Here is a 24,798-nt window from a genome sequence, read left to right on the forward strand (position 1 = left end):
ACTAATCCTCCAGATTTGTTGGTAATGAAATCGAAAACGTTGTACCTTCACAACGTACACTTTCTAAGTCTATTTTCCCTTTATGTTTTCTTATGATATCCATACTGATGGACAATCCAAGGCCAGTTCCTTCTCCTGTTTCTTTTGTCGAAAAAAATGGATCAAAGATTCTTGACTGGATATCTTCAGGAATTCCAATCCCATTGTCTTTAATGATTATCTTCGCAAATTGTTGGTTATTTTCAGAACTGACCCAACTTGTTTTAATTTCAATTTTTCCAGGTTTTTCGCCTTGAGTATCAGGGAATAAACCATGTTTTTTCTTTTCTTCAATTGCATGACCTGCATTAACTAGTAAATTGATAATCACCTGACCAATCTCTTGCGGATGACAAGGTAAATCGGGAAGATTTTTATCAAAAGAAAATTCCACTACGCTATCATATTTTATATTATGATGGCTAATATTAATAGCAGAAGTAATCACATCGTTTAAATTGCACAAAACAAAACTTTCTTCTTTATTTACATGAGCAAAACTTTTAATATTACGAACGATATCCACAACGCGACTGGCGCCGTCAATCGACTCCTCCAACATATCAGATGTATCCAATAGAACATTAGATAAATCAAAACGATCCCAATCAGAAATAATCTTTGAAACCGCAGGATCCATTTGGTATTTTTTAAGAACCATAGTAACACTTTCCACTATGTTAGAAACTTGTTTGTGATACCTCTTCATAGTTTCTAAATTACTTGATATAAATGCCATCGGATTGTTGATTTCATGTGCAACACCTGCAGCCAATTGTCCAATTGTAGCCAACTTTTCACTTTGTAAAAGTTGTATCTCTGTATCTTTTGCTTTTGAAAGATCGTTAAGGTAAACTAAAATCGAAACTTCACCATTATAGATAATCTCAATGGCCCAAAAACTAATCCATTTTTTTTGACCATTAGACAAAATAATATTTTTCTCTACAACATTCTGATCAGGGGCAAATCCATTGTTGGATAAGGATTGAATGAACTCAAAAGGATCGTCTCCGTTCAAAAAACCAAATACTTCAGAAACTTTTTTATTTTTCATCTGATTTTTGTTTTGTAAGAGAAGAATCTCTGAACTTCGATTATAAAACTGAATGTTTCCATCGACTAATATCAAAATTCCATTGGGAGAACACTCAACTATTGATTGAAGATTCCACTCACTCGCCAAAAGTAAATCTTCAGTTCTTTTTCGAACCAGAATATGAACTAACTCAGTACCAAGTAATTCGACTTCTTTAAAATCGATTCCCTCATATTCAGTTCTTTTATTATAAAGTGTTAATTCGACAGATTCATTTTCTTTTAAATTAAACTTAAGAGGCAATTCCCGAATGATTCGAGGTAAAGTAGTAGAGGAATCAATTGGCATAAAAACGGAAGTTGATTGGTCCCGCATTGTATAAAGACCAGATTCACTTAAAGTAACGCCATCACGACAAATCCTAACAAAACCTAGGCTACTTTCTGTTAGCTGTAAAGAATACCTTAATGCCAAAAGTAATATTTTATCTTCGCTTTCCGTACGAGAACTTTTTTGACCAATTTTTATAACAGCTTCCGTGCGAATCTCCGTTTTTTTGCGTTCTGTTATATCGATATGAGTACCTATCACTCGAACGGGTAGATCATTCTCATCTCTTTCCACCACCTTACCGCGGCTCCAAACCCATACAGTTTTTCCTGACCTAGTAAACATTCTAATTTCTAGATCATGAGATTCGATAGAACCGTTAAGATAGTTTTCAAATAAGGATCGAATTTGTTCCCGGTCTTCCCAATGAACCAAAGTCTCCCAATGGGAAAAGTTTTGTGGAAAATGTTCAGGCTCAAAACCTAACATCCTCGCATATTCCGGACTAAAATAGGCCTTCCCCAAGCGAAGAGAAAAATCCCAAACACCGCTTTGCCCACTTTCTAAAGCTAACTTTAAACGAACTTCCTCTTCGCGATTTTCAAGTCCTCGAATGGTATCTAAGTTTATGATATAAACAACACGTCTATCTAAGGAAATTGATTGGGAAAGTATTTGGAAGGAACCTTCCAAGCGCGAAAGGATCACAGGATAAGAAGACTTATCAGACCTGCGAACCAAAGAGGTTCGAATCTCTTCTTGGATTTCTTCTTTCCAAAATAGTTCAACAAAATCCTTTCCTAGAAGATGAAAAAAGGATGTATGAAAAAGTTCCGTTGCAGAAGCATTGCATCTGAGGATCTTTAGGTCATTGTTTAATACAAAAGAAGGTAATGGATTCCCATCCCAGGCAGCTTCCAACTCCTGCTTTGCATTTAGTACTTTATCGATAGCCTCGCTGATTTCCATACAAACCTACCGACAAGATATGACGAAGAAATTAATTATTTGCTTATTATTTTTAACCCTCCAATGCCAATTTCAAGAAAAGAAAACAGAGATCGCATTTGCTGAAACACAAGTTTACGACGAATGGGCAGGACTTTCTGAGTCGGATCCTCTACATAAAAACGAAATGGATCTTAGTTGGAAAAAACTAATAAACACCAGAGATACAATTACAAACTATTTAAAAAACAAAGATTACCAACCGAATGTGAAAACAGTTGTTTATCCTTTCAGCGGAATTGATGTCCTAAATCTTTTTTCATTTTATCCGAATGCTGAACGTTACATCCTCTTTGGTTTAGAAGATCCTGGTTTTCCGAACCAATACGATTCTCTTTCAGAAAAAGAAAAACAAATCGTAAAACAAGGAATTAGAAACCTTTCTGATCATTTGGCAGGTAGAAATTATTTTACCTATAGAAAGATGAAAGAAGAAACCAAAAAAAAAGAACTCAATGGAGCCTATCCCGTGTTCGTTGCTTTTCTTCGCAGAATGGGCAAAGAGATTTTAGATTCAAAAGAAGAAACAATAGAAGGTAAAGGAATCAATTACAAAGGATTTACAATTTCGCTTTACGATACAAAACTAAAAAAACGAGAATCACTTACATATTTCAAAATATTCTTAATTGGAAATGAAGGAACCCCAGGTGACTGCTTGTCCGAATATTTTTCAGAATTACGAAATGTAGGTATATTCACAAAATCAGCTGAGTATTTATTTCATGGAGAAAAAAGAAAGTTAATCCGAGACCTACTTCTAAAAAATGCAGAGTTTGTTGTACAGGATGAGTCGGGATTTCCTATTCGTTTTTTTCCGGAAGACAACTGGAAACGCCAAGTTTTTGGAAGATATGAAAGATCTTGGAATTTATCTGGAGCTGTCACCCCTGAAGCCCAACCAGAACTAAAATACCTGAGTGAAGCCACAAACGATAGCCCTCTTCCTTTTCCCTTTGGTTACGGATATTTAGGAACTAAAGACAACCGCCAATCCGCTGTACTCGTTTTTTCAAAAAAATAAATCGAGTAAAATGCATCGATAAGGAAAACTTTATCATTCTACAGTGGTAGGGTCCCAACAAGTTCGGAAGTTTTCATTCCAACTAGAGATTTCTTTCATATCCTGATCAGATAAAACAAAATCGAAGACATCTGCATTTTCTTTGATACGAGCTGGATTTTTTGATTTTGGAATGACTACATGGCCTGCTTGTAAAGACCATCGGATTAAAATTTGCGCATTTGATTTTTGATAACGATTTGCAAGTTCTGTGATCCGCGAGTCCTCCAACTTTTGTCCATGTGCAAGTGGACTGTATGCTTCTAATATAATTCCTTTTTTTAAACAATACTCTTTTAACTCAGTATCTTGTAAAAAAGGATGGTATTCCACTTGGTTCATTGCAGGAATAGTGCCGGTTTCTTTTAAAAGTTCTTCTAGATGCGAAACCATAAAATTACTGACTCCAATCGATTTTGTTTTGCCATCACTTTTTATTTTTTCCAATGCTTTCCAAGATTCATTTCTTTTCCCTGTCACTGGAAAATGAATTAAATACATATCCACATAGTCAGTATCCAGTTTGTTCAATGATACGTCTATTGCACGTAAGGCGGAATCATAACCTTGGTCAGCGTTCCAAAGTTTTGTAACGAGGAAAATTTCACTTCGTTTCACACCACTTTCTTTAATCGCAGCTCCCACTTCTGATTCGTTTCCATAAATTGCTGCTGTATCTATATGCCTATATCCCAAAGATAATGCTGATTTGACAGCCTCAAAACATTCTTTCGGTCGCGACTTCCAAACTCCTAAACCAAACATAGGTACGGAAACGTTTTGATTCGATAGTAAAGTGGATGTAATTTCTAGGTTTGCCATAAAGTAGATTTTAGACGAAAAAAAACCCAACTATAGTTTTAATATAGTCGGGTTTCAGTTTTGGAAACGGTAAAAACTATCGTTTTGATCCTACTGTTTCCGGAATGGCTTCAAATTGTAACTGGTCGCCATTCCAATCAGCTCTGTATTTACCTTCGCCTATACTCCCTGATAGAATCTCCTTTGCCAAAGGCCGATTTACAATTCGGTTAAAAACACTTCCTAAAGGTCTTGCTCCAAATTTCGGATCAAATCCTTGTTCTCGCAAAATGTGTTCAGTACTTTCCGATAGTTCAACAAAGATCCCTTTTACCTTCAATCGTTCGTTCAATTGGCGAACTTGTTTTTCTATCAGTTTTTCCATAATAGAAGAATCTAATGAATGATAGGTCAGAATCGCATCCAATCTCCCTAGAACTTCTGGTTTAAAGTCAGCTTCAATATTTTTTGAATTCGTAGTCAAAATAACAATGGTATTTTTAAAGTTGATCGTTCTACCTTTGTTATCTGTCAATCTACCTTCATCCAAAATTTGAAGTAGGATATCTGAAAAATCGGGATGTGCCTTCTCCACTTCATCAAAAAGAACCACCGAGTAAGGTTTTCTTCGAATGGCTTCTGTCAGAATTCCACCTTCATCATAACCTACGTAACCGGCAGGTGCTCCTATCAGCTTTGCAACAGAATGTTTTTCCGAATATTCACTGAGATCAAGGCGAACTAAATTTGTTTCTTGATCGAATAAAAATTTAGCAATGGCTTTCGCAGTTTCTGTTTTTCCTACACCAGTAGGTCCTTTGAGTAAAAAAGAACCTAGCGGCCTTGTTTCCGAAGAAATACCTGCATAGGAAGTGAGAAGTGTATCCGCAATTTCACGAATGGATTCTTTCTGTCCATAAACAACCGTATTGAGATCTTCTTCCAAATGAAGTAAATTGTCTTGTTTGGTTTTAAGAATTTTTTCTACAGGAATTCCCGTTTGCCTAGAAATTACGGCCGCTATATGATTTCTTTCTAGAATCCAACTGTTTTGAAAATTATTTAACTCTTTTTCTAATTCAGGAAGGACTGCATATTTTAAACGAGAAGCCTCCGTATAATCAGCTCTTTGTTGGGCCGCATCTAAATCAAACTTCACTCGATCAATTTTATTTTTGATCGAAGCAATTTGTTTCAAAGAATTGACTTCTTTTTCCCAAACCAGTTTACCTTCTTGGAATTTTTTTTCTAAGATTTCAATTTCCTTTAAAATCTCTTCGTTTTTCTTTTCTACCTGCGCAAAGATTTTTTTGGAACGAATCTCACTCTCCAACTCCACAAGTTCCGTAGGCATTGCTTCCGCTGAAAGTTTTAAAGCAGACGCAGCTTCATCAACCAAATCGATCGCTTTATCCGGTAAAAACTTATCCGTGATATATTGATCTGATAAAAGTACTGATGCATAAATCGCTTCATCAGAAATTTTGATTCCATGATGGATTTCATGTTTATCACGAATCCCCATAAGGATTTCGATTGCATCTTCCTTACTTGGTTCATTGACAGGCACTGCACGGAATCTTCTTTCTAAAGCTTGGTCACCCAAAATATATTTTTGAAATTCATCCTGCGTAGTGGCGCCTATACAATGTAGTTCACCACGTGCTAATGCTGGTTTCAAAAGATTGGCTGCATCCATTGCACCATCAGTTTTTCCTGCTCCCACCAATTGATGTATCTCATCAATAAAGAGGATGGCTTCTCCTGCTTGTCCTTTGATATAACGAAGTAATGCGGTCAATTTTTCTTCGAACTCACCTCGGTATTTTGTTCCTGCCATGAGTTGGCCCATATCCAAAGAGTAAATGGTTTTTCCCTTGAGTACATCAGGAACTCTTCCTTTTACAATTTGTTCTGCAAGTCCTTCGACGATAGCTGTTTTACCAACACCGGCACTACCAACTAACACTGGATTGTTTTTCGACCTGCGACCTAATATCTCCATTACGGAACGAATTTCTTTGCTCCTACCGATGACGGGATCCAGTTTTCCTTCCCGTGCGAGGTCATTCAAATTCACAAGAAAGTTAGGTACCTCTTCATCCGTCTCTTTCACTTGCAGGTCTTCATAATTGATTTTTAATTCAGGTAGGATCTGAGGTAAAAATTTTAAAAAATCTGCCTCTTTCAGTTCTTCCCGACCATTTTCAGCAGCTCGGGACGAGGCCATAGTGAACCACTGCGCCAATTTAGGAGAGGTTCGTAACGACTCAAAAGGGATCTCTCCCGAAGCTCTCGCTTGTTTTTTTAAAAATTCATCGACTGTCGATTTATACTTACTTAACGTTTTGCCCGAAACAGATGTGGGGAGGGTCATCAAACCCCAAACCAAATGGTAAGGAGTGATTTCTGTATTTTGTCTCCTCATTGCTTCTGTTTGCGCAATGTCCAAAGCTCCTTGGACGTTGGAATCATACTGTTTCATAGTGTTTCCTCTCTTTTAGCACTCTAATCATTTGACTGCCAATTCTTCGTTCTTGTTACAGTTTTTTCACGGAAAATCACTTTCTCTTTCCCATTCCTCGTCCTATGATAGTGCGAATGTTTCGAAACTGGCTTACTTTTTGCTTCTCCTCACCCCATTTTCCCCTACGAAACATAGGTTGGAATTCCAAACCAAAGAATAAAAAGATAACAGCGTTATCTAAATGTGAAACAGAAAGGAGAAAAGTAAAATTCCTTTCAATCGGAAGAAAGCATACAATTCAAAAAAATGTTGGTAAAGGATCTTTCCTAAAATCTCCCATACTCTGGATTATTTTTTGCTTAGGAACTTTGTTTCTCCATAGCCCAATTGCCGCCTTTCCCCTCTCCATTGAAGAATCAAAAAATTATAGAGACATCGGAAAATACTTTGAGTATGTAATTGTACCGGAACAGGAATCCAGTTTGGATCGGGTCCAAAGAGAGGATACGATTTGGCACCCAAATCCGAAAGCGACTATCTCTTTTCCAAGAGTGAAGGATCCACTTTGGTTACGAATCACATTGATCCATTACGGAAATTTACCGCATACATTCTTCTTACATTTTTCAAGTCCGGTAGTTGATGTCTTTGAACTCCATACACAAGTCAAAGGAAATTGGATTACGCAGGTTTCGGGAGAACAAGTCCTACAAAGAAACAAACCGATATATTCCCACATCCCCGCTTTTCCTATCACACTCTCACCTGATGAAACTAGAACCTTATACGTAAAAATCGATTCAGCAAATCCAATCTTTAACTTCGTTTCCATTTATAATTCCAGAAGTTTCATCGCATTTTCAAAAAAACAGGATATCTTTTTTGCCGCATACTTTGGTGCAGGTTTTATGATGTTTTTATTCAGCTTATTTTTAGCGAATACATTGCGTTACAGAAAATTTTTCTTTTATTTTTTCTATTTAGCGACAGTCCTTTTGATCAATTTGTTTTCCACAGGATTTATGCAATACATTGAAATTGGAAACTCGCATACATGGAAAAATTATTTATTTCCAATTACGATATATTTGACATCAGTCTTTGGATTACTTTTTACTATAGAATTTTTAGAAACTGAAAAAAACTTTCCAAAAGTCACAAAACTTACAAAAGGTTTTATACTATTATTTATTTCTTTGATTTTTACCATCTTTTTCTTAGAACTTAGAAACTTCATTCAGTTAGGTGTTTCTCTTGTGATTATTCCTATTTCATTAGCTCTTTTTATTTCCCTTATGGCGATGATAAAGAATAAAAAGAAACTCGAAGTTGTCCTTTTCCTACTAGCCTTTGGTTCTATATTAATTGGAGGAGCATTAAATACACTAACTGTTCAAGGTTTTATCAAACCAATTCATTTATCATCTTACTCCTTGCCTTTAGGTTCTGCAGTGGAAGTGTTCTTTTTGTCTATGGCATTGGTGTTAAAAGTTTCCGATTACCGAAAAGCAACCGAAGAAAAACAAGAAATCGATCTTCAATTAAAAATTGCTCAAAAACTTCAGAATGGACTATTACCACAAAAAAGAACTCATGCAAATGGTTACGCGCTGGGATTTCGTTATTCACCTGCATCCGATATCGGTGGTGATTTTGTTCAATTCATTGTAAAAGAAAATGAAATAGGTCTATTTCTCTGTGATGTTTCGGGACACGGAATTCCTGCAGCTATGATTGCATCCATGACAAAAGTTTCTCTACAAATTTGGGATGATTCACTCGATAGACCGGCCTATGCAGCGGAACGCATCCGTTTATCTTTACTCAGTTCGCTTTCAGGACATTTTTTAAGTGCCTTCTTTGTTTATATCCATCCAAAAAATCAAATCATGAAAATTGCCAATGCTGGCCACCATCCTATGATTTATTTAGATCGAAATGGGAATATAGAACATATTACAAGTCAAGGAAGAGCTATCAATGAATATATCGAAGCACAAGTAATTGAAAAAACACTCCCTCTCCCCAAATCTGGAACACTCATACTTTATACTGATGGAGTGATTGAAGCAAGAAAAGCCAATACTGGGGAACTTTTTGGTGAAGAAAGATTTTTTTCTCTTTTACAGGCTTTGGCAAATCAAGGCCCACAAACCATTTGTGACCAAGTAATTGCAGAAGTTGAAAAATTTCAAAAATCAAAACGATCGGATGATGATATTACGATACTTGCAATATCCTTAGATAAAGATACTTAAGAGACAATCCAGTGTGTTAATTTTTGATACAAATCATTAGGGTAAAAGGGTTTCGAAATAAAATCATTCATTCCAACTGAATGTATTTTTGCCTGGGTTTCCAATTGGGCCGAAGCCGTTAAAGCAATGATTGGTAAGTTTGCCCAAATTAAGTTTTCGCGTATTTGTTTCGTTGCCATATAACCATCTACATTTGGCATATGTAAGTCCATAAGAACTAAATCGAATTTCCCATTTGATAACTTATCTAAAACTTCCACACCATCGGATGCTTCTACTGACTCAATGCCCCATCTCTGTAAAAATCGAATGACGATGGATCGGTTGATTTCTATATCATCTGCGACAAGTATTCTCTTACCTGCTAAATTTGAAGATTCGTCTAAGGAATGAATTTGTCTGTTTGTGTTTGTGTTACCAATTTTACAAGGAAAAGTAAAAGAAAACTTGGAACCTTTGCCTAACTCTGATTCTAGTTCAAGATTTCCTTTCATGAGCTCCACAAGACCTTTCGAAATTGCAAGCCCAAGACCGGAACCACCATATTTCCTTGTTGTGTCTCCACTTGCTTGAGTGAATTTTTCAAATACAAATTTGAGTTTGTCTTTTGCAATTCCAATCCCAGTGTCCTCGACTTCAAAACGAATCACAACTTCATTTCCAATTTTTGAAACAAGAAGAACCCGAAGAGTAATTTTACCAACTTTGGTAAACTTTACAGCGTTCGATAATAAATTATTAAGAACTTGCAACATTCGAGTAGGATCAAAACAAATTGATTCAGGAAGTTTCTCATCAATTTCAGCATGAAATGATAACAATTGTTCCTTGGCTTTAATTTCAAAAGAAGAAGATACAGAACTAATAAAATCTTTTAAACTAAAATCGATTTCCTCAATGATTATCATTCTTTCTTCAATTTTATTAAAATCTAGTATATCATTAATTAAAGTAAGAAGTGTTTCACTGGAAAAACGAAGATTTTTTAAATACTCAACTTGTTCTGGTTTGGGATTGTCTTCCATAAGCCACATCGAAAGTCCAATCACTGCATTCAAAGGAGTTCTCAATTCATGACTCATATTCGAAAGGAATTCTGACTTGGCGCGGTTAGCTTCCTCTGCCCTAACGCGGGAATCGATTAATTCTCTTTCATACAAAACCATTTGAGATATGTCCAAAGATACAGAACGAGATCGAATCATTTCGTTATTCTTTGAATAAATGGCAGTTGCTGATACGTTTAAAAATAAAGATCTTCCATCTTTACGGATAACCTCAAATCTCAGATTATTGATTTGTCCTCTTGCTTTAAAAACGGAAAAATTGTTTTGAAAGTTTTTTCTACTTTCTTCGGTAAGAAGATCGGGCCATTTAATTTTTCCGACTAACTCTTCCTCTGTGTAACCAAACCATTCACATTCAGTCCGGTTTACTTTGACAAAGTAACCATTTGGATCCAAACTATGGAATCCAACTGGTGAGTTTTGGTATAAGTCATCGATCTCAAATAAACGATCTTCGATTAATTCCTTCTCAATTAAAATTTCCGTGTTTCTTTTTAAAACAAAGATCATCCACAATATGAATATAGATAAAATAAAAAATAAACCACCGGAAATTGCAATCAACCGAATTGTAAATTTTCGATTCTTCTCTTTGTTTGAATTTTCATTTTCTATCTTCTTATCCAAAAGACTTTGAACTTCTTCACGAAAAACGTCCATTCGCCTTTTGCTTTCGATAAAATCTGATTTTACTGGATGTTTGTCTGGAAAATTTTTTACAAATTTTTGAATGAATTCCAACTTTTGATGATTTGCTCGGATGATTGATTCTAACTCACCGATAAAGTGAAACTCACACTCTTCTCGAAGTGATGTTTCAAGTTTAACCATTTGTATGAGAGAAATTTTATAAGGTTCCAAAAATTCTGGATCGGAAGTCAGAAGATATCCTCTTACTCCCGTTTCCGCATCTTTTAAGTAAGAGGAATATTGATTTAAAAGAGCATTCCAACGACTTTGATTTTCATATAAACTTCGGTCTTTACGGCTTTCATAAACTTGATAAAAGAAAAAAAATGAAGAAAGCAGAAGTAAGACAAGGAGTCCCCATAAAAAACCAAGGTAGAAGGACTCGAAGTGCTTTCTCAGGAAATCATTCATAGAACCATCATTAGGTAATACAAAAGAAAAAATTTGTCAATTGATTAAAGCATAGCCTTCCATGCAGGGAAATATAAATCGAATTCTGTTCCTTTGCCTACTCTAGAATTAACAAGGATCATCCCACCCATCTTGACCATAATTCCGTAAATTATTGGCAAACCTAATCCTGTTCCTTTTCCACCTTTGGTAGTAAAAAATGGATCAAAAATCTTTTCGATAATTTCAGAAGGAATTCCTTCCCCATTGTCAGCAAAACCCACCTTCCAATACTCCGTATTTTTCATAAAACCAATGTGAAGTAATTCCGATTTTTCATATAAAACTTTTGAAAGAGTAATTGTTATTTTAGGATTGGTCACATCTTGCAATGCAAATACAGAATTTTCATATAAATTAGAAAGGATTTGAAAAATTTGAATTGGATCTGCATTTACATAGGCTGGTTCGTTTCCTAAATCAGTAAATAAAGTGATTTGATTTGATGAAACGGTCCGAACCTCTTTCAAAACTTGTAAAAGATTTTCTCTAAGATCTAATTGTTTTGAAATTGAATTATCAATTTTAGAATAAGTAAGAATTTGTTGGATTAAATTTTTAGCTCTGTCTAATGATTTAGAAATTCCTTCTATTGCAGGTAAAGATTTTTGGATAACTTCATTTGTTTCTGTTTTAGACCATTCTGAATTTAAAAATGAAACATATGCTAACATAGGTGTGAGTAAATTATTAAAATCGTGAGCAATTCCACCAGCAAAAGTTCCGAGTGCTTCCAATTTTTGTGATTGTGCATAAGCACGTTCGAGAACAATTTTTTCTGTAATGTCTTTTGCTTCTAAAACAATGTATAAAATTTTTCCAGATGGGTCCGTTAAAGAATAGAAATCGCAATCAAAGTATTTTTCTCTCCCATCTAACAGAATATAACTGACAAATACCTCAAAACTTTGATTTTTTAAAGCAAGTTTCATTCCATAAGTTAATTTCTTTTTAGATTCTTCATCAGAATTAGAAAAAATGGATCGTATCAATTCCAAACCTTGGATATCGGTCTCTTCTCTTTCAAATGAGATTACAGCATTTCGGTTCATACGAATCACATGACCTTGTAAATCCAAAAGAAAAATCGCCTGCGAAGAATTATTAAAAATACCCTTAAACAATTGTTCGTTGAGTTGGATCGAATGTTCTAATTCAGATAAATCGGAAATGTCATGTATGGTTCCAAAAATTCTATATCGATAGTCGTCAAATTTTTCGGCTTCCAACCAAAGGTTAACCTTCTTTTTACCAGTTTTAGTATTTAAGGTGACAATCATTTCCTTGGAATGATTGTCTCTCAGTAATTCGGTCCAAACTACTTTAATATGGTTTTGTTCCTTTTCATCTAGTAGCGCCCATACCTTTTCCATTAGTGGAATTTCAGCAAAATCAAAACCCAAAATCCGGTATAATTCCAAAGACCATAATGTATTTTTTTCCGGAAAAATAACTTCGAAGTGTCCCAAGTGAGAAATCTTTTGCGAACGTGTTAAAATTTCTTCACCGTGAACCAACATATCCCATGCTTTTTTCTGCGATTGTTTGAGACGGTAAGCTTCCAACTCACGATTAACAACAAACGGAAGTTTGATGATTGATGATTTTGGCAAAAATTCCGCTGCTCCTAAATTAAGAAATTCAGATGCGGCTTCTTCAGGTAAAAATTCAGTAACAAGAATTACAGGTAAATCCGGATTGACTTCTTTGACTCTTGTGATGACGTAACGGCCGTCAAAATCAGGTAGATAAAAATCGGAAATTACAATATCCCAAGTTTCATCATTGATTCTTTGTTCAAATTCCGACTTCCACTCCGCTCTTTCGGAAAATATAGAAAACCCAAAGTTTTGTAGAACTGATACAATCGCTTTATAAGAGGCAAGAGAATCTTCTACAATCAATACATTGAGTTTCTTTTGGATGTCCATAATCTAATTACTGATTTAAAAAACCAAAAATTGGCAATTCCAAATCACCTAAAATCTCAGCCCTATGTCTGTATGCAGTTCCCCGGCCTTCAGCAAGTGCAAACTTTCCTTTAGAAAAATCATTTGGTGAAAGATAGGGTGTGTTTGTTTCCAATCGTATGAGCTTTTTTCCTTTTTCTTTTGCTAATAAAGATTTTAAATCTTCAGTTTCCGATTCGATGATTTGAACCGAAGCATCTAATGCTCGTTTCATGGTATTACGACTAACTGGCCGATGGTTATTAATTTGGTGAATTACAATTCGGTCAATACTTGGATCCAAAATGAGTTCCTTAATTGGTTCTCCATCGCCGATCCCACCATCTAAAAATTCTTGGCCCTGAAATTCCTGTACTTCATATAAAAAAGGAAAGGCAATGGATCCCATCACTGCATCCAAAACATTTCCTTCCGTAATCAGTTCTCTTTTATTTTTTGAAAGATTTGAAACTGCAATTCCTAACTTGATAGGAAGATCGGAAAACTTTTTGTTACCTAAATAAGGATATAAAATTTCACGCGTGGCTTTGCCCGTTAATACCCCACTGTATCCGTTGAGTCCCTTTCGTAACAATCGACCTAACATTGACAAAGAATTTCCTTCCCAAAAATCCTTTTTTCTAAGTCCTAAAACTAACGATTCAAAATCGACCATTTCACGCCCAGTCGCATAAAGTGCGCCTATCATCGCACCGGAACTGGAGCCTGTCACAACTGAGGGTTTGAAACCTATTTCTTGCAAACCACGCACAAATCCAGTATGGGCAAAAAATCCAAAAAAAGCGGATTTCAAACAAAGTGCAGAATACTTTTTAGGAAAGAAGAGTTCTATCATAAGCTTTTGTTAAGTTTGGAAACAGACTACGATCATGTCAGCCACGAAGTAATTTTGAAACCAAAACTTTTGTCATATCATAAAACAATACTCCGATAAATGCAACAAGTATCGCTGATGCGAACTGAACAAAATTAAGCGGAACAAAATGGAACATTGCATTCAAACCGGGCAAATACATAGACAAAATAAGCACACCGATCGTCCCAGCAAAAACATAACGAATGATTGGATTGGGAATCCGCATCCTACTCCACATCGACTCATGAAGAGACCTGTTGGCCAGGATTAAAAATAAATTCGAAAATACTAATGTAACAAATGTAGCAGTACTGACAACTTTCGGGGAAGAGGCTCCTTTCAAAAATAACTCAGTAATCCAATAAGAAGACACTACTGATAATAAAGAAATGGCACCTTGAATCAAAGAATTAATAAATAGCTCCCGATCTAAAAGTGGTTCCGAAGTTTCCCGAGGTTTTCTTTTCATCAAATCAGATTCTTGTGATTCCCTTTCAAATACAATGGTGCAGGTGGGGTCAATTACCATTTCCATAAAAACAATATGAATGGCTGACAATACTACGATTGGCCAATCAAAAATTATAGGGAAAAAGGTAATTCCAACAATTGGAATATGTACACCAATTAAATAACCCAAGGCTTTTTTTAAGTTATCAAATATTTGCCTTCCGATTCGAACAGATTCCAAAATTGAAGAAAATGAATCATCTAACAAAACAATGTCGGCAGCCTCACGAGCAACATCTGTTCCCCTTTCACCCATCGCAACGCCAATATTGGCAGTCCGTAAAGCTGGGGCATCATTTACTCCATCTCCTGTCATTGCAACAATCTCACCATCTGCTTTTAACATCCGTACGATTCGCCATTTGTCTTCGGGGCTCACTCTTGAAAAAATATTACAAGTCCGGATGACAGATTGTATCTCTTCCTCGTTCAAACTTGACAATGCCTTTCCCGTATAAACTAAATGAGAATCTTTTAAACCAATTTGATCTGCTATATTTTTAGCTGTTTCCGGATAATCTCCAGTAATCATAATGACACGAATTCCCGAGTCGTATGCAGTTTTGACGGCCAAGGGAACAATTTCGCGAATGGGATCTAAAAAAGCGAGAAGTCCAGAAAACAAATATTCAATTTGTTTTCTTTCTTCTGGAATTTCTGTTCCAGGAAATTTAGATTTTGCAACACCAAGAACACGGTAACCTTCCTTTGCCAACTCATTGGTTTTTGTTGTCCAAAAATTCAATTCAGTAGAATCAAATTTACATAAATCAAATATTGCTTCGGGAGAACCTTTTGCAAAACTTTGATACACATTCTCTTCTTTTAATACTCTTACCATTGTTAAATGATCTGGCGTCAAAGGAAAATCACGAACTGACAATAAAGCAGAATCTTCTCTTTCATGAAAGGAAACCAAACAATCCGAAATCGCAGTATCCATCGGATCAAAACTTGGATGTTTAGATGCACAGTATGCAATCCTAAGTAAATTTTTAGTTTCTTCCGAAAGAATTGATGAAGGATTCAAAGTGACTGTTTCCGATTGTGTCACAACAATTCCAATTTTCATTTTGTTTTGAGTTATGGTTCCGGTTTTATCGGAACATAAAACAGTAGCAGCTCCTAAAGTTTCAATTATCGATGAACGCCTAACTAAAACATTTTTAGTACTCAAACGGAAAGCACCTAACGCAAAGAAAATGGTCAGTACCAATGGCAGTTCTTCTGGCATTAAACCAATTGCTAGTGTTAATCCGGAAAGAAGACCATGTAACCACTGGTTTTTTACGAATCCAAAATAAAGTGCGAGTATGACACATAAAGAGGCAGCAACAATGAATAAATTACGTACTAGACGTGCAACTTCTATTTCAAGCAAAGTGCGACCAACAGCCTCATCTGCAATTTTGCGTCCAATTTTTCCTATTTCTGTCTGATTCCCAACTGCATAGACTCGACAAACTCCTTCTCCACTAACAACTAACGAACCACAATATACTAAATTTGACTGCGATTTAGATACAGGGACAGATTCACCAGTTAACAAAGACTCGTCGCATGAGAACATTCTGTCAGAAATTAATTCGCAATCAGCTGGCACCCGATCCCCCTCGTTTAATATCAACAAATCATTATATACGACATCCTTTCCTTCGATACGAATGATTTGTTTGTCTCGGATGACATTGGTTCTAGGACTAGCTAGTGAACGTAATGCAGAAATTGCAGTTTCTGTTTTTTTCTCTTGGTAAAAAGTGATCGTGATGATTCCAACGACAGAGAATAATAATAAAAGAGCTTCGCCCCGATCACCCAAAAGTAAATAAACGATACTTATGGAAATGAGAAGCAGAATCATTGGTTCTGTAACCACTCCGAACAACATCTGTAAAATCCCTTTCTTTTTAGAAGAGCTGATTTCATTGGCTCCATATTTACCGCGGTTTTTTCTGACCTGTTCTTGGGTAAGTCCCATGAGAATGTATTCTGATATTTGTTTTGGAATCGAAGGCATATTCTTATTTGATTTGCTCTTGTGTTTTATAAAAAATCTGTTTAACATTCTAGAATGTGCGATACATCTCTTGCCACTGAAAAATTTACAAAAACACAAAAAAGAATATTTGCCAAAAACTCAGACCGAGAACCAAACGAAGCGCAATCCATACTCCACGTTCCCCGTTTAGAGCACAAAAAAGGTTCCAAATTACGCACGACTTATATTGAAATTCCACAAACCCCCGTTACTTATGAAGTTTTTTTAAGTAAACCATTTCATATGTGGGGTGCAGAGATGGGCGTAAATGAATTTGGACTTTGTATTGGTAATGAAGCAGTATTTACTAATTTAAAAATTCCTAAAAAGAATGATGGTTTAACAGGAATGGACTTAATCCGATTGTCACTGGAAAGATGTAAATCTGCCAAAGATGGATTATTCCTAATTACTGAATTCTTGGAAACCTACGGACAAGACGCATGCGGCGGGTATGAAAATAAATCCTTCTTTTACCATAATAGCTTTATCATTGCAGATAGAAATGATGGATACGTTTTAGAAACAGCAGATCGTTATTGGGTGGCTAAAAAAATTGATTCGTTTTATGCCATTTCCAATGGATTAACAATTGGCTCTGATTTCGAATATTCATCACCTAACTTAATAGAGAAACTTAAAAAAAAGCCAAATAAAGAATTCTCTTTTAAAGATCATTTTAGCGATCATTTTTATAGCTATATGAGTCGTTGTAAAGACAGAAGACTTTTACACAAAGAAACTGCTGGAAACTTTGCATTAGATTTCGCAAGTTATACAACTAAACAAGCAATGGATACTTTAAAAACTCATTCTGTTGACACAGATGAATTTGAACCATCTTCCTCTTCCATGAAATCACTTTGTTTGCACGCAACAGGTCCCACAACACCAAACCAAACCAATGGCAGTTTGATCGTTGAATGGGATACCTCCGAAACCAACCAAGACCCACTCAGAGTATTTTATACTGGCACGTCCACGCCTTGTTTGAGTTTATTTAAGCCATTTTATTTTGGAACAAAAAACTTCATTGGTTCGTCAAGTTTATCTTCAAATGAAGCATATTCAGAAACCTTATGGTGGTTACATGAATCAATAGCAAGAAAATCAAATTTTGATTACCAAGCAGTCAGATCTATTTTAGTTCCTGCGATTATCGGATTACAGGAATCAATTTTAAATATTTCGAAAGAGTATCTTTCTCCCCAGAAAAAAGAAGAAGTTCAATGGCGATTCTTAAAAGATCATGTAAATATTTTGAAAAAAATTGATGAGGAACTCATCCGTTCCAAAATAGGAACAAGTCGATGGCAAAACCCACTTTACCAAATCTATTGGTCTGGACAAAATAAAAAATTAGGGATACCTTTCCGTCAACAATAGTATTAAAACATCATTTACATTGGTGCCAGTGGCACCTGTAAATAATAGCGCATCCACATCTTTTAGTATGGGATATGAATTGGAATGATTTAGTTCTTTTATCGGATCCCAACCTTTTTCTTTCATTTTTCTAATGCATCCTGGACCAACAATACCACCAGCAGCATCTGTCGGACCATCAGTTCCATCCGTACCACAGGAAAGAAATAACCAATCCCGATTTAGTGCTATTGATTCTGAAAGAATCGCCACACGAAGTGCTGCTTCCTGATTTCTGCCTCCTAGTCCCAATCCTTGGACTGGACAAACTAGTTCTCCACCTATTAAAATGGTCTGTTTATTAGGATTCTCATCGCAAGCTAACATGTATTCAATGATCTGTTCTGCCGTGGCCTCACTTGATAATTCCCATGAATCCGAAATGGTTTTTACTTCATACCCAAAACTTTTAGCCATATTTTCTATTGCCTTTAGAGACGATGCTAAATTACCCATAATGTAATATTCGCTGCCAGGATAACTAGGTGCAGAGGCAATCACATTAGGATCATCACCTAACACATCTGAAATTGCAAACGTATAAACTTTCAAACCTGGATAAAGTTTTTTTAAGAGTTTACCCGCTTTTACTGCAGAATATTTCTTTCTTTCTGCATTGATTTCTTGGATATTTAGTCCTCTTTTTAACAAATTCTGGTTCAGATCAATCACATCATTCAAATCAAATCCGTTTTCTGGAATTTCAAAAAGACTAGACCCACCTCCAGATAACAAAACAATTAATTGGTCATTTTCACCTAACTGCAACAAATCATTCATCACTTCCTTTGAAAATAATACAGAATTTCTGTCAGGTACAGGATGAGATGCCTCACGACATTTCCATACACCCATTTGTCCCTTCGCCGAAATATCTTTAGGAAGATGGTTGTACTTAGTGAGAATAAAACCTCTATCAACAGTAAAAGATCTTTGAAAAGAGAGAGCCATGGAATAAGCAGCTTTGCCTAATGCAAAAATATAATTTTTTTTCCTTGGATTTGAGAGCTCTTCACATAGATCTTTCTGGTTTTTCCAGAACTCAATTGAAAGATATTCTGGTGTTGCCACCCTGACTCCTTCTAAAAAAAGTTCTTCAATATCTTTTCTTAAATTACTCAGAGATTTATTTCCTAGTTTTTGCCTGAATGGAATCATAAATAATTCCACGAGAGGTCAACTTTCCAAATTCCAATACATCTGTCGGACAAAGAGAAACACAAGCAGAACAACGGACACATTGTACGCTATCCATAGGAATCCCTCGACTTGCATAACCCATCACATCAATCCCTTGATGACAATTTTTCGTACAAACATTACAAGAAATACATTTCTTTTTATCTGCAAAAATTCTAAATTCACTAAACCGAGCATAAATATGCATCAAAGAAGCGAGAGGGCAAAACATTCGACACCATATTCTTCCAGAAAAAAGAAAATAAAATCCAACTCCTACAACTCCAGCAAGCCCAATATCTACTACGATATCATAAATCCATTTAACTGAATCAGCAATAATTTCGCTTAATTCTAAACTTGGATTTTTACTTTTTCCATAAACGCCAATTAACTTTAATAATGTTAACATAAAAGCCAAAAATAAAATATACTGACCTGAATGTTCTAATCGATACGCCCATTTTCCATGAGGCATTTTCTGCCTATGTTCATCTCCCAAAGTTTCAGCAAGCCCACCACACGAACAAATCCAACCACAATAAGCACCCTTACCGTAATGATAAACCAAAAGTGGGATGAACCCAAAACTAAACAAAAAACCGTAACCTAACCAAAAATTGGTGATTCCTCCATCATATAATACACCCATACTTAAAGGCCATGCCAAAATAAATCCATAGGCCTTCCAATAAGCATCATTTGGAAATACTTCTGATCGAACGAAACCTTCAGGTGTTCCCAAATAACCCAAGTCACCTAATGCGGGAAGGATTAACTCAGGCAATAAAAACAAAAAGAAAACTTGAACAAAAATCAAACTTAAAGTCTGGTAAAAAATATAATTTGTTTTTCGAACTAATATTCTTCTTATTCCAAAAAATAATATGGTAAGAGAGTATAACATAGTATAGTGGAAAGAAGGATATTTGCCAAAAAGAGTATATCCGAAATATGTTGCTGCAAGGTAAACAAATAGAAAATAGAAAAAGACAAACATAAGATAGGTGTTTCTTAGGAAAACCCAAGAATTGATTTTCCATTGGTTCCGATTCCATTTAAAATAAACAAACAAAGATAAAGTTAGAAATGAAATGCTCGCAAAGATTGTGGCCAAAGGTGAAAACCAGCCAGGTCCATAAAAAGAGGCTTTCCCCAAATAAGCTGCACCTGCAAAGGAAAAAAGAGAACTAAATCCAATCCAATCCGTTATCGATTTTTGATTTTGAATTTTAATACCAATTTTTTTTAAAAAATGAATGGGGGGAGTATTTCCAATCAAAACATAAACCACATCTGCTTTGAGTTTAACCGATGCTTCAGGAGTTTTCACAAATACATTTTGTTCAGAAATTTCTGTGACTTCTGACTCAAGTTGCAGTTTGATTTTATTTTCGCGGACCAACCTATCCAATTCTTCTATATTTTTTTGTTTTGGTCTTCGAAAATCCTTTCCTCGGTGAATTAATCTAACCTCTTTCGCATAACGAGAACTTGCAATTGCTGCTTCTACCGCGCTATCGCCACCACCTACGATAACGACTGATTTGTCATGTGTGTCGTATGGATCAAAAACTCGATAAAAAACAGATGGGTTAGATTCTCCCTTCACACCTAAACGTTTGGGATCACCCGATTTTCCAATTGCTATCACCACTGAACTTGTGAGATACGATTCGCCAGTTTCCGTTTTTACTTGATATAACTTTCCCGCTGCTTGAATGGAAACAACTCGTTTCCCAGTTTGTATTTGAATTGGATTGTTTTTTATTAGAACATTTAGATATTCTAATAATTCCTCTTTTGTCGAATCTGTAATTTCAATTTTAGAATGGGACTTTAGATCCTTTGGCTCAGCAAATATCGGTTTTTGTTTTGGATAACTCTGAATGGTTTGAAATGGTATATTTGCTTCTAGAAGTGCAAACTTTTTCCCTAAACGTTTAGCTTCATACGCACAGGATATACCAGCAGGCCCTGATCCAATAATGACTGCATCCAAACAATCTTCATTCGACCCACGAATGTATTTCCAGACCAAAACACCACTTTCAGCTGCCAGCTTCAAAAGAGGAACACCTGTTAAATCACCGATTATAAAAACATTAGGGAGATTTGTTTCAAATGAATCAGAGAGTTCTGGATATACTTCAACAGTACCCATTGGGGCAGATTTGGTTAACCAACGAAAATAAGCAGATGGCCACATACTTAATGATTGGACTTAATGTTTAAAAAAAAGAAATGATTTTAATTTGCTAAAGGAAGTTGAATGATAATTTTTGTTCCTTCCATCGGTTTACTGAAAACTTGAATCGACCCTTCTTGTTCCGTTAATAATTCCTTACAAACGAGTAAACCTAGGCCTGTTCCTTTTTCGCCAGAGGTTCCAAATCCTGAATCAAATTTTTTTCCTTCGGAAATCTTTGCAATTAAATCGGAATCCATTCCCACTCCAAAGTCTTGAAACCGAATTTCCAAACAATTCGAGTTTTTCTCTGTTTCAATGAATACCTTATTATTGGGATGAGAATATTTTATTGCATTAGATAATATATTACGCAAAACCGTTGCAGTCATTCTTTCATCACAATATACACAATCTTCTTCCGAAATATTAGTTTCCCAAGAAATACCTTTTTCAGTTGCCTGTATGTTCAGTAGATCCAATGCATTTCTTAAAATTTTCGATACATTTAAATTGCTAGGATTACATTGCGTTTTTTGTGTTTCGTTTTGTACCCAGTCCAACAAATTTTCCAATACAAGGTAGGTTTGGTTTGTGCTTTTTTTTAGCTCATTTAAACCAAAAAGTAACTCTTCTCTTTCTGGCAAAGATTTTGTAATATAACCAAGGTATGTGCTTATTGTTCCAATTGGTCCCTTTAGATCATGTGCAAGGATAGAAAAAATTCGGTCTTTATGATCATTGATCCGAGTCATTTCCTTTTGGATTCGGTTGATATTTCTTAAAAAATAAAACATAAACAAAGCCACAAATGACAGGCAGGACACAACTGAATTAATGCGAAACAAGTCCTGTACTTCTTTATAATACAATAAAGTTCCTTTTTTAAAATTGCCTGGACTCCCAAAAAACTCAAACCAGATATAAAAGGCCGTGTTCATTAAAAAGACAAAGAGTATCCACCCTTTTTCCTCGTATGGAAATATCACAAAAGGAACAATTGCGAACATTAGAAAATAATAATAAAATCCACCAGAGGTTCCAAAACTAATCGTGGATACACAAAACAATGGAACGGAAATTGTAATTATTAATAGAATTCGAGAAAAAAAATACCGTTGTCTTGTATTAAGATATAACACATAAATCAATGAACATATCACAAAGATATGAATGATATTCATGATTTGATAATAGGGAGCACCCGCGATTACAAAGAAAATGGAATATTCGATATTCGAGAATATTCCTAAAATAGCAACTAAATTGGAAAGTTGGACGCGAACGGAAGACTCTAAACCCAATTGGTCCGTCACTCCTAAATTGAGCAACCGATAGACTCCCCATCGATTCAAAAGGGTTTTCATTTGATATCGATCGTAAAGTATGTTACGTCATCTGACAAACGAAATGCGAAATTCCGAATGTCCTTTTTAATTTTTTCGTTTAATTCAAAAAGCGAGAGGTCGAAGCCACCCGCTAACTGTTCTTTTAACCTTGATTCTCCGTACAATTCCCTATTTTTATTTTGACTTTCTGTAATCCCATCGGTGTAAAAAAAGAATCGATCCCCTGGCGATAAATCATGTGAAAATGTTTCTACAAAAATATCTTTTTTCCAACCCATGATGGGGCCTCTTCCTCCGAGGGCAGCCAAGGAATTTGAAACAATATTCATAGAATAAGGACTAGGATGTCCCATCACAGAATATTTCATTACAGAGTTTTTTAAATCAAAATGGCTCACTACGGCAGTGATATAGTTTTTTTCGACCACAGGCAACATTTTAAGATTTAAATCTAACATAAACTTGGCGGGATCTTTTTCCTTGGGAGCAATTTCTAAAAAATTGACCTTTAGCATACTGGCGATCAAGGCTGCAGCAATCCCGTGACCAAGTACGTCACATAACAAAAAAGTAACAGATCCATCTTCATGAATATAATAGTCAAAATAATCACCACCAATTTTTTCCATTGGCATAAACACTGAAGCCACACTCAGTGTTTGGTGTTTAAATTCCATAGGTGGTATTAGTTTAGATTGTAAACCTGCCGCCATAACCAAATCATCATGTAACAATTTATACTGTTTGTGTAATTCTTGAGTACGCAAAGTGATTAACATTTCAAGAGATTCATTTAGATTTCGAAGTTCTCTTCTTGTCCTCGCACTTTGTAAGGCAATGGCAAAAACCCCAGCAAATAAAAATGTTAAAATGCCATATTGTGTTAAATAAGCATTTTTTCCTGTAATCACATCGGTGATGACATCGGCGATTCCGAAAAATGTTGCTACCAGTGCACCTAAAGAAACAACAATAGCCTCCGCAGTTTTTTTATAGTTTCTATGCAATAGTTGAATCAGAATTGGAACCTTAATTGCAAGTAATAGATACCAGATGTAAACCAAATAAAACCGATGATCGGGATCCATTGGAAGTAAGTGAATGAACGCAAGAACGGTATCTAAAAAAAATGTTGTGAACGCAAGTTTCGAAATACGTCTATCAAATAAAGTATGAACGAATAACAGAATAAAGACGGGGAAAATAAACTGACAAAAAAACAAAAGTCTAACCAGAACCTCTGGATGAATCATCAAAAAATGAATTTTATTTACAGAAGGCAATCGCCAACCTACAAAAAAAATAGCTGTACCAGCTAAATACAATCCAGACTTAGAAGATCGATTCAATGCATAACCAACTGCTTGTTGTAAAAAAATTCCAAAAAACAAGGCACCTATAAGGATTTGGTTTACATCTTCAAAAACCATTTTATCTTTAATTTCGTCTTGAGTTCCAAAAACCGGTATCGATCGAAAGATTCCACACCTAAACTGTGTTTCACGACATTCGATATCCACAACAAGTTCATTTTCTCCCTTTGTTAATAGAGAAATGGGAATTTCATAATAACGCACTTTATGCCAATACGGGTAATAGTCAGGAGAAAAACTTCCTGTCGAACCAATGGGCACTCCATTCCAAAAGGTTTGGTCAGCAGAATGAACCCGATCCATATAAATTGCTTGCGAAGACTCAGGGAAAGTTGAAACCGAAATTTTTAGTCGATATTTGCCTCGTAATGGCACTTCGTAACCTTGTTTGACCAAAGGAACTCCAACTAATATTGGTTTGGTTTCCTTTTCACCATCACGTTGGAATGTCCAACCCTCTTCCAAGGAAACCACTTCTGCCCCCACAGGAATCGTAAAGAATAGAAATACTAAAAACAAAAATTTCATAGGCAGGCAACGTAGATGTTTTCGAGAATCCCCGGAGATCACCGGAAGGATTGAATCCAAACCATTTCGAAGTGCAAGGATTTTTTTTAAAGCCCTCTTTTGTTCCACTATTTGAAAATTCCTGAGAAAATTGGCATCTGCTTTGGTTAGTTGGCAATTATCAATCATCT

The 24,798-nt window shown here is 35.6% G+C and carries 14 protein-coding genes; 3 read left to right on the top strand and 11 right to left on the bottom strand.

From position 1 onward, the window contains the following. Position 1: 1 nt before the first annotated feature. Positions 2–2,377, bottom strand: coding sequence for an ATP-binding protein (locus CH364_RS12735; protein WP_100744532.1), 2,376 nt, complete (start codon positions 2,375–2,377; stop codon positions 2–4). 19 nt (positions 2,378–2,396) lie between these two features. On the opposite strand from CH364_RS12735, the gene CH364_RS12740 reads away from it, so the two are divergent. Continuing rightward, the gene (locus tag CH364_RS12740) at positions 2,397–3,440 is read left to right on the top strand and encodes a hypothetical protein (RefSeq protein WP_100744531.1); all 1,044 of its coding nucleotides are present in this window, start codon (positions 2,397–2,399) and stop codon (positions 3,438–3,440) included. Between the two features lie 33 nt (positions 3,441–3,473). On the opposite strand, the gene CH364_RS12745 is transcribed toward CH364_RS12740, so the two are convergent. Both CH364_RS12745 and CH364_RS12750 read right to left on the bottom strand, forming a co-directional pair. Then, positions 3,474–4,301 (bottom strand): aldo/keto reductase, encoded by an 828-nt coding sequence (locus CH364_RS12745; protein ID WP_100744812.1) that lies wholly within the window; start codon positions 4,299–4,301, stop codon positions 3,474–3,476. A 76-nt stretch (positions 4,302–4,377) separates the two neighbouring features. Then, a complete protein-coding gene (locus CH364_RS12750) occupies positions 4,378–6,765 on the bottom strand; it encodes an ATP-dependent Clp protease ATP-binding subunit (RefSeq protein WP_100744530.1) in 2,388 nt (795 codons plus the stop codon). Positions 6,766–7,115: 350 nt separating this feature from the next. Here CH364_RS12750 and CH364_RS12755 point away from each other — a divergent pair, with 350 nt between their 5' ends. Next, the gene (locus tag CH364_RS12755; RefSeq protein ID WP_100744811.1) at positions 7,116–9,005 is read left to right on the top strand and encodes a SpoIIE family protein phosphatase; all 1,890 of its coding nucleotides are present in this window, start codon (positions 7,116–7,118) and stop codon (positions 9,003–9,005) included. Here the strand turns inward: CH364_RS12755 and CH364_RS12760 are convergent. Genes CH364_RS12760 through CH364_RS12775 form a run of 4 tightly spaced genes read right to left on the bottom strand, consistent with a single transcriptional unit; the run spans position 9,002 to position 16,565 of the window. Continuing rightward, positions 9,002–11,173, bottom strand: a complete 2,172-nt coding sequence (locus CH364_RS12760; RefSeq protein WP_100744529.1) for an ATP-binding protein — start codon at positions 11,171–11,173, stop codon at positions 9,002–9,004. The genes CH364_RS12755 and CH364_RS12760 overlap by 4 nt on opposite strands. 44 nt (positions 11,174–11,217) lie before the next feature. Next, positions 11,218–13,143: a hybrid sensor histidine kinase/response regulator gene (locus CH364_RS12765; RefSeq protein ID WP_100744528.1), complete on the bottom strand. Its 1,926-nt coding sequence runs from the start codon at positions 13,141–13,143 to the stop codon at positions 11,218–11,220. A 7-nt stretch (positions 13,144–13,150) separates the two neighbouring features. Continuing rightward, complete coding sequence (locus CH364_RS12770; protein WP_100744527.1) at positions 13,151–14,017, bottom strand: patatin-like phospholipase family protein; 867 nt, start codon at positions 14,015–14,017, stop codon at positions 13,151–13,153. Between the two features lie 37 nt (positions 14,018–14,054). Beyond that, positions 14,055–16,565, bottom strand: coding sequence for a cation-translocating P-type ATPase (locus CH364_RS12775; RefSeq protein WP_100744526.1), 2,511 nt, complete (start codon positions 16,563–16,565; stop codon positions 14,055–14,057). Between the two features lie 54 nt (positions 16,566–16,619). Here CH364_RS12775 and CH364_RS12780 point away from each other — a divergent pair, with 54 nt between their 5' ends. After that, positions 16,620–17,972, top strand: a complete 1,353-nt coding sequence (locus CH364_RS12780) for a C69 family dipeptidase (protein ID WP_100744525.1) — start codon at positions 16,620–16,622, stop codon at positions 17,970–17,972. Here the strand turns inward: CH364_RS12780 and CH364_RS12785 are convergent. Genes CH364_RS12785 through CH364_RS12800 form a run of 4 tightly spaced genes read right to left on the bottom strand, consistent with a single transcriptional unit; the run spans position 17,946 to position 24,628 of the window. Beyond that, a complete protein-coding gene (locus CH364_RS12785; protein WP_100744524.1) occupies positions 17,946–19,169 on the bottom strand; it encodes a glycerate kinase type-2 family protein in 1,224 nt (407 codons plus the stop codon). The genes CH364_RS12780 and CH364_RS12785 overlap by 27 nt on opposite strands. Then, entirely contained in the window at positions 19,138–21,399 is a 2,262-nt protein-coding gene (locus CH364_RS12790) for an NAD(P)-binding domain-containing protein (protein ID WP_165779517.1), read from the bottom strand. The genes CH364_RS12785 and CH364_RS12790 overlap by 32 nt, the downstream gene beginning before the upstream one ends. A 41-nt stretch (positions 21,400–21,440) precedes the next feature. Beyond that, the gene (locus CH364_RS12795) at positions 21,441–22,745 is read right to left on the bottom strand and encodes a sensor histidine kinase (RefSeq protein ID WP_100744523.1); all 1,305 of its coding nucleotides are present in this window, start codon (positions 22,743–22,745) and stop codon (positions 21,441–21,443) included. Next, on the bottom strand, positions 22,742–24,628 hold the full coding sequence (locus tag CH364_RS12800; RefSeq protein ID WP_207762297.1) for a PP2C family protein-serine/threonine phosphatase: 1,887 nt from the start codon (positions 24,626–24,628) through the stop codon (positions 22,742–22,744). Before CH364_RS12800 ends, CH364_RS12795 begins: the two co-directional genes overlap by 4 nt. Positions 24,629–24,798: the final 170 nt, after the last annotated feature.

The organism is Leptospira harrisiae (genome assembly GCF_002811945.1).
In the GTDB taxonomy this organism is placed as follows: domain Bacteria; phylum Spirochaetota; class Leptospiria; order Leptospirales; family Leptospiraceae; genus Leptospira_A; species Leptospira_A harrisiae.

Bases quoted from the DNA above. Each gene is read 5' to 3' on its own strand.
- CH364_RS12735 (WP_100744532.1), bottom strand. From the start codon at position 2,377: ATGGAAATCAGCGAGGCTATCGATAAAGTACTAAATGCAAAGCAGGAG.
- CH364_RS12740 (WP_100744531.1), top strand. From the start codon at position 2,397: ATGACGAAGAAATTAATTATTTGCTTATTATTTTTAACCCTCCAATGC.
- CH364_RS12745 (WP_100744812.1), bottom strand. From the start codon at position 4,301: ATGGCAAACCTAGAAATTACATCCACTTTACTATCGAATCAAAACGTT.
- CH364_RS12750 (WP_100744530.1), bottom strand. From the start codon at position 6,765: ATGAAACAGTATGATTCCAACGTCCAAGGAGCTTTGGACATTGCGCAA.
- CH364_RS12760 (WP_100744529.1), bottom strand. From the start codon at position 11,173: ATGAATGATTTCCTGAGAAAGCACTTCGAGTCCTTCTACCTTGGTTTT.
- CH364_RS12765 (WP_100744528.1), bottom strand. From the start codon at position 13,143: ATGGACATCCAAAAGAAACTCAATGTATTGATTGTAGAAGATTCTCTT.
- CH364_RS12770 (WP_100744527.1), bottom strand. From the start codon at position 14,017: ATGATAGAACTCTTCTTTCCTAAAAAGTATTCTGCACTTTGTTTGAAA.
- CH364_RS12775 (WP_100744526.1), bottom strand. From the start codon at position 16,565: ATGCCTTCGATTCCAAAACAAATATCAGAATACATTCTCATGGGACTT.
- CH364_RS12780 (WP_100744525.1), top strand. From the start codon at position 16,620: ATGTGCGATACATCTCTTGCCACTGAAAAATTTACAAAAACACAAAAA.
- CH364_RS12785 (WP_100744524.1), bottom strand. From the start codon at position 19,169: ATGATTCCATTCAGGCAAAAACTAGGAAATAAATCTCTGAGTAATTTA.
- CH364_RS12790 (WP_165779517.1), bottom strand. From the start codon at position 21,399: ATGTGGCCATCTGCTTATTTTCGTTGGTTAACCAAATCTGCCCCAATG.
- CH364_RS12795 (WP_100744523.1), bottom strand. From the start codon at position 22,745: ATGAAAACCCTTTTGAATCGATGGGGAGTCTATCGGTTGCTCAATTTA.
- CH364_RS12800 (WP_207762297.1), bottom strand. From the start codon at position 24,628: ATGAAATTTTTGTTTTTAGTATTTCTATTCTTTACGATTCCTGTGGGG.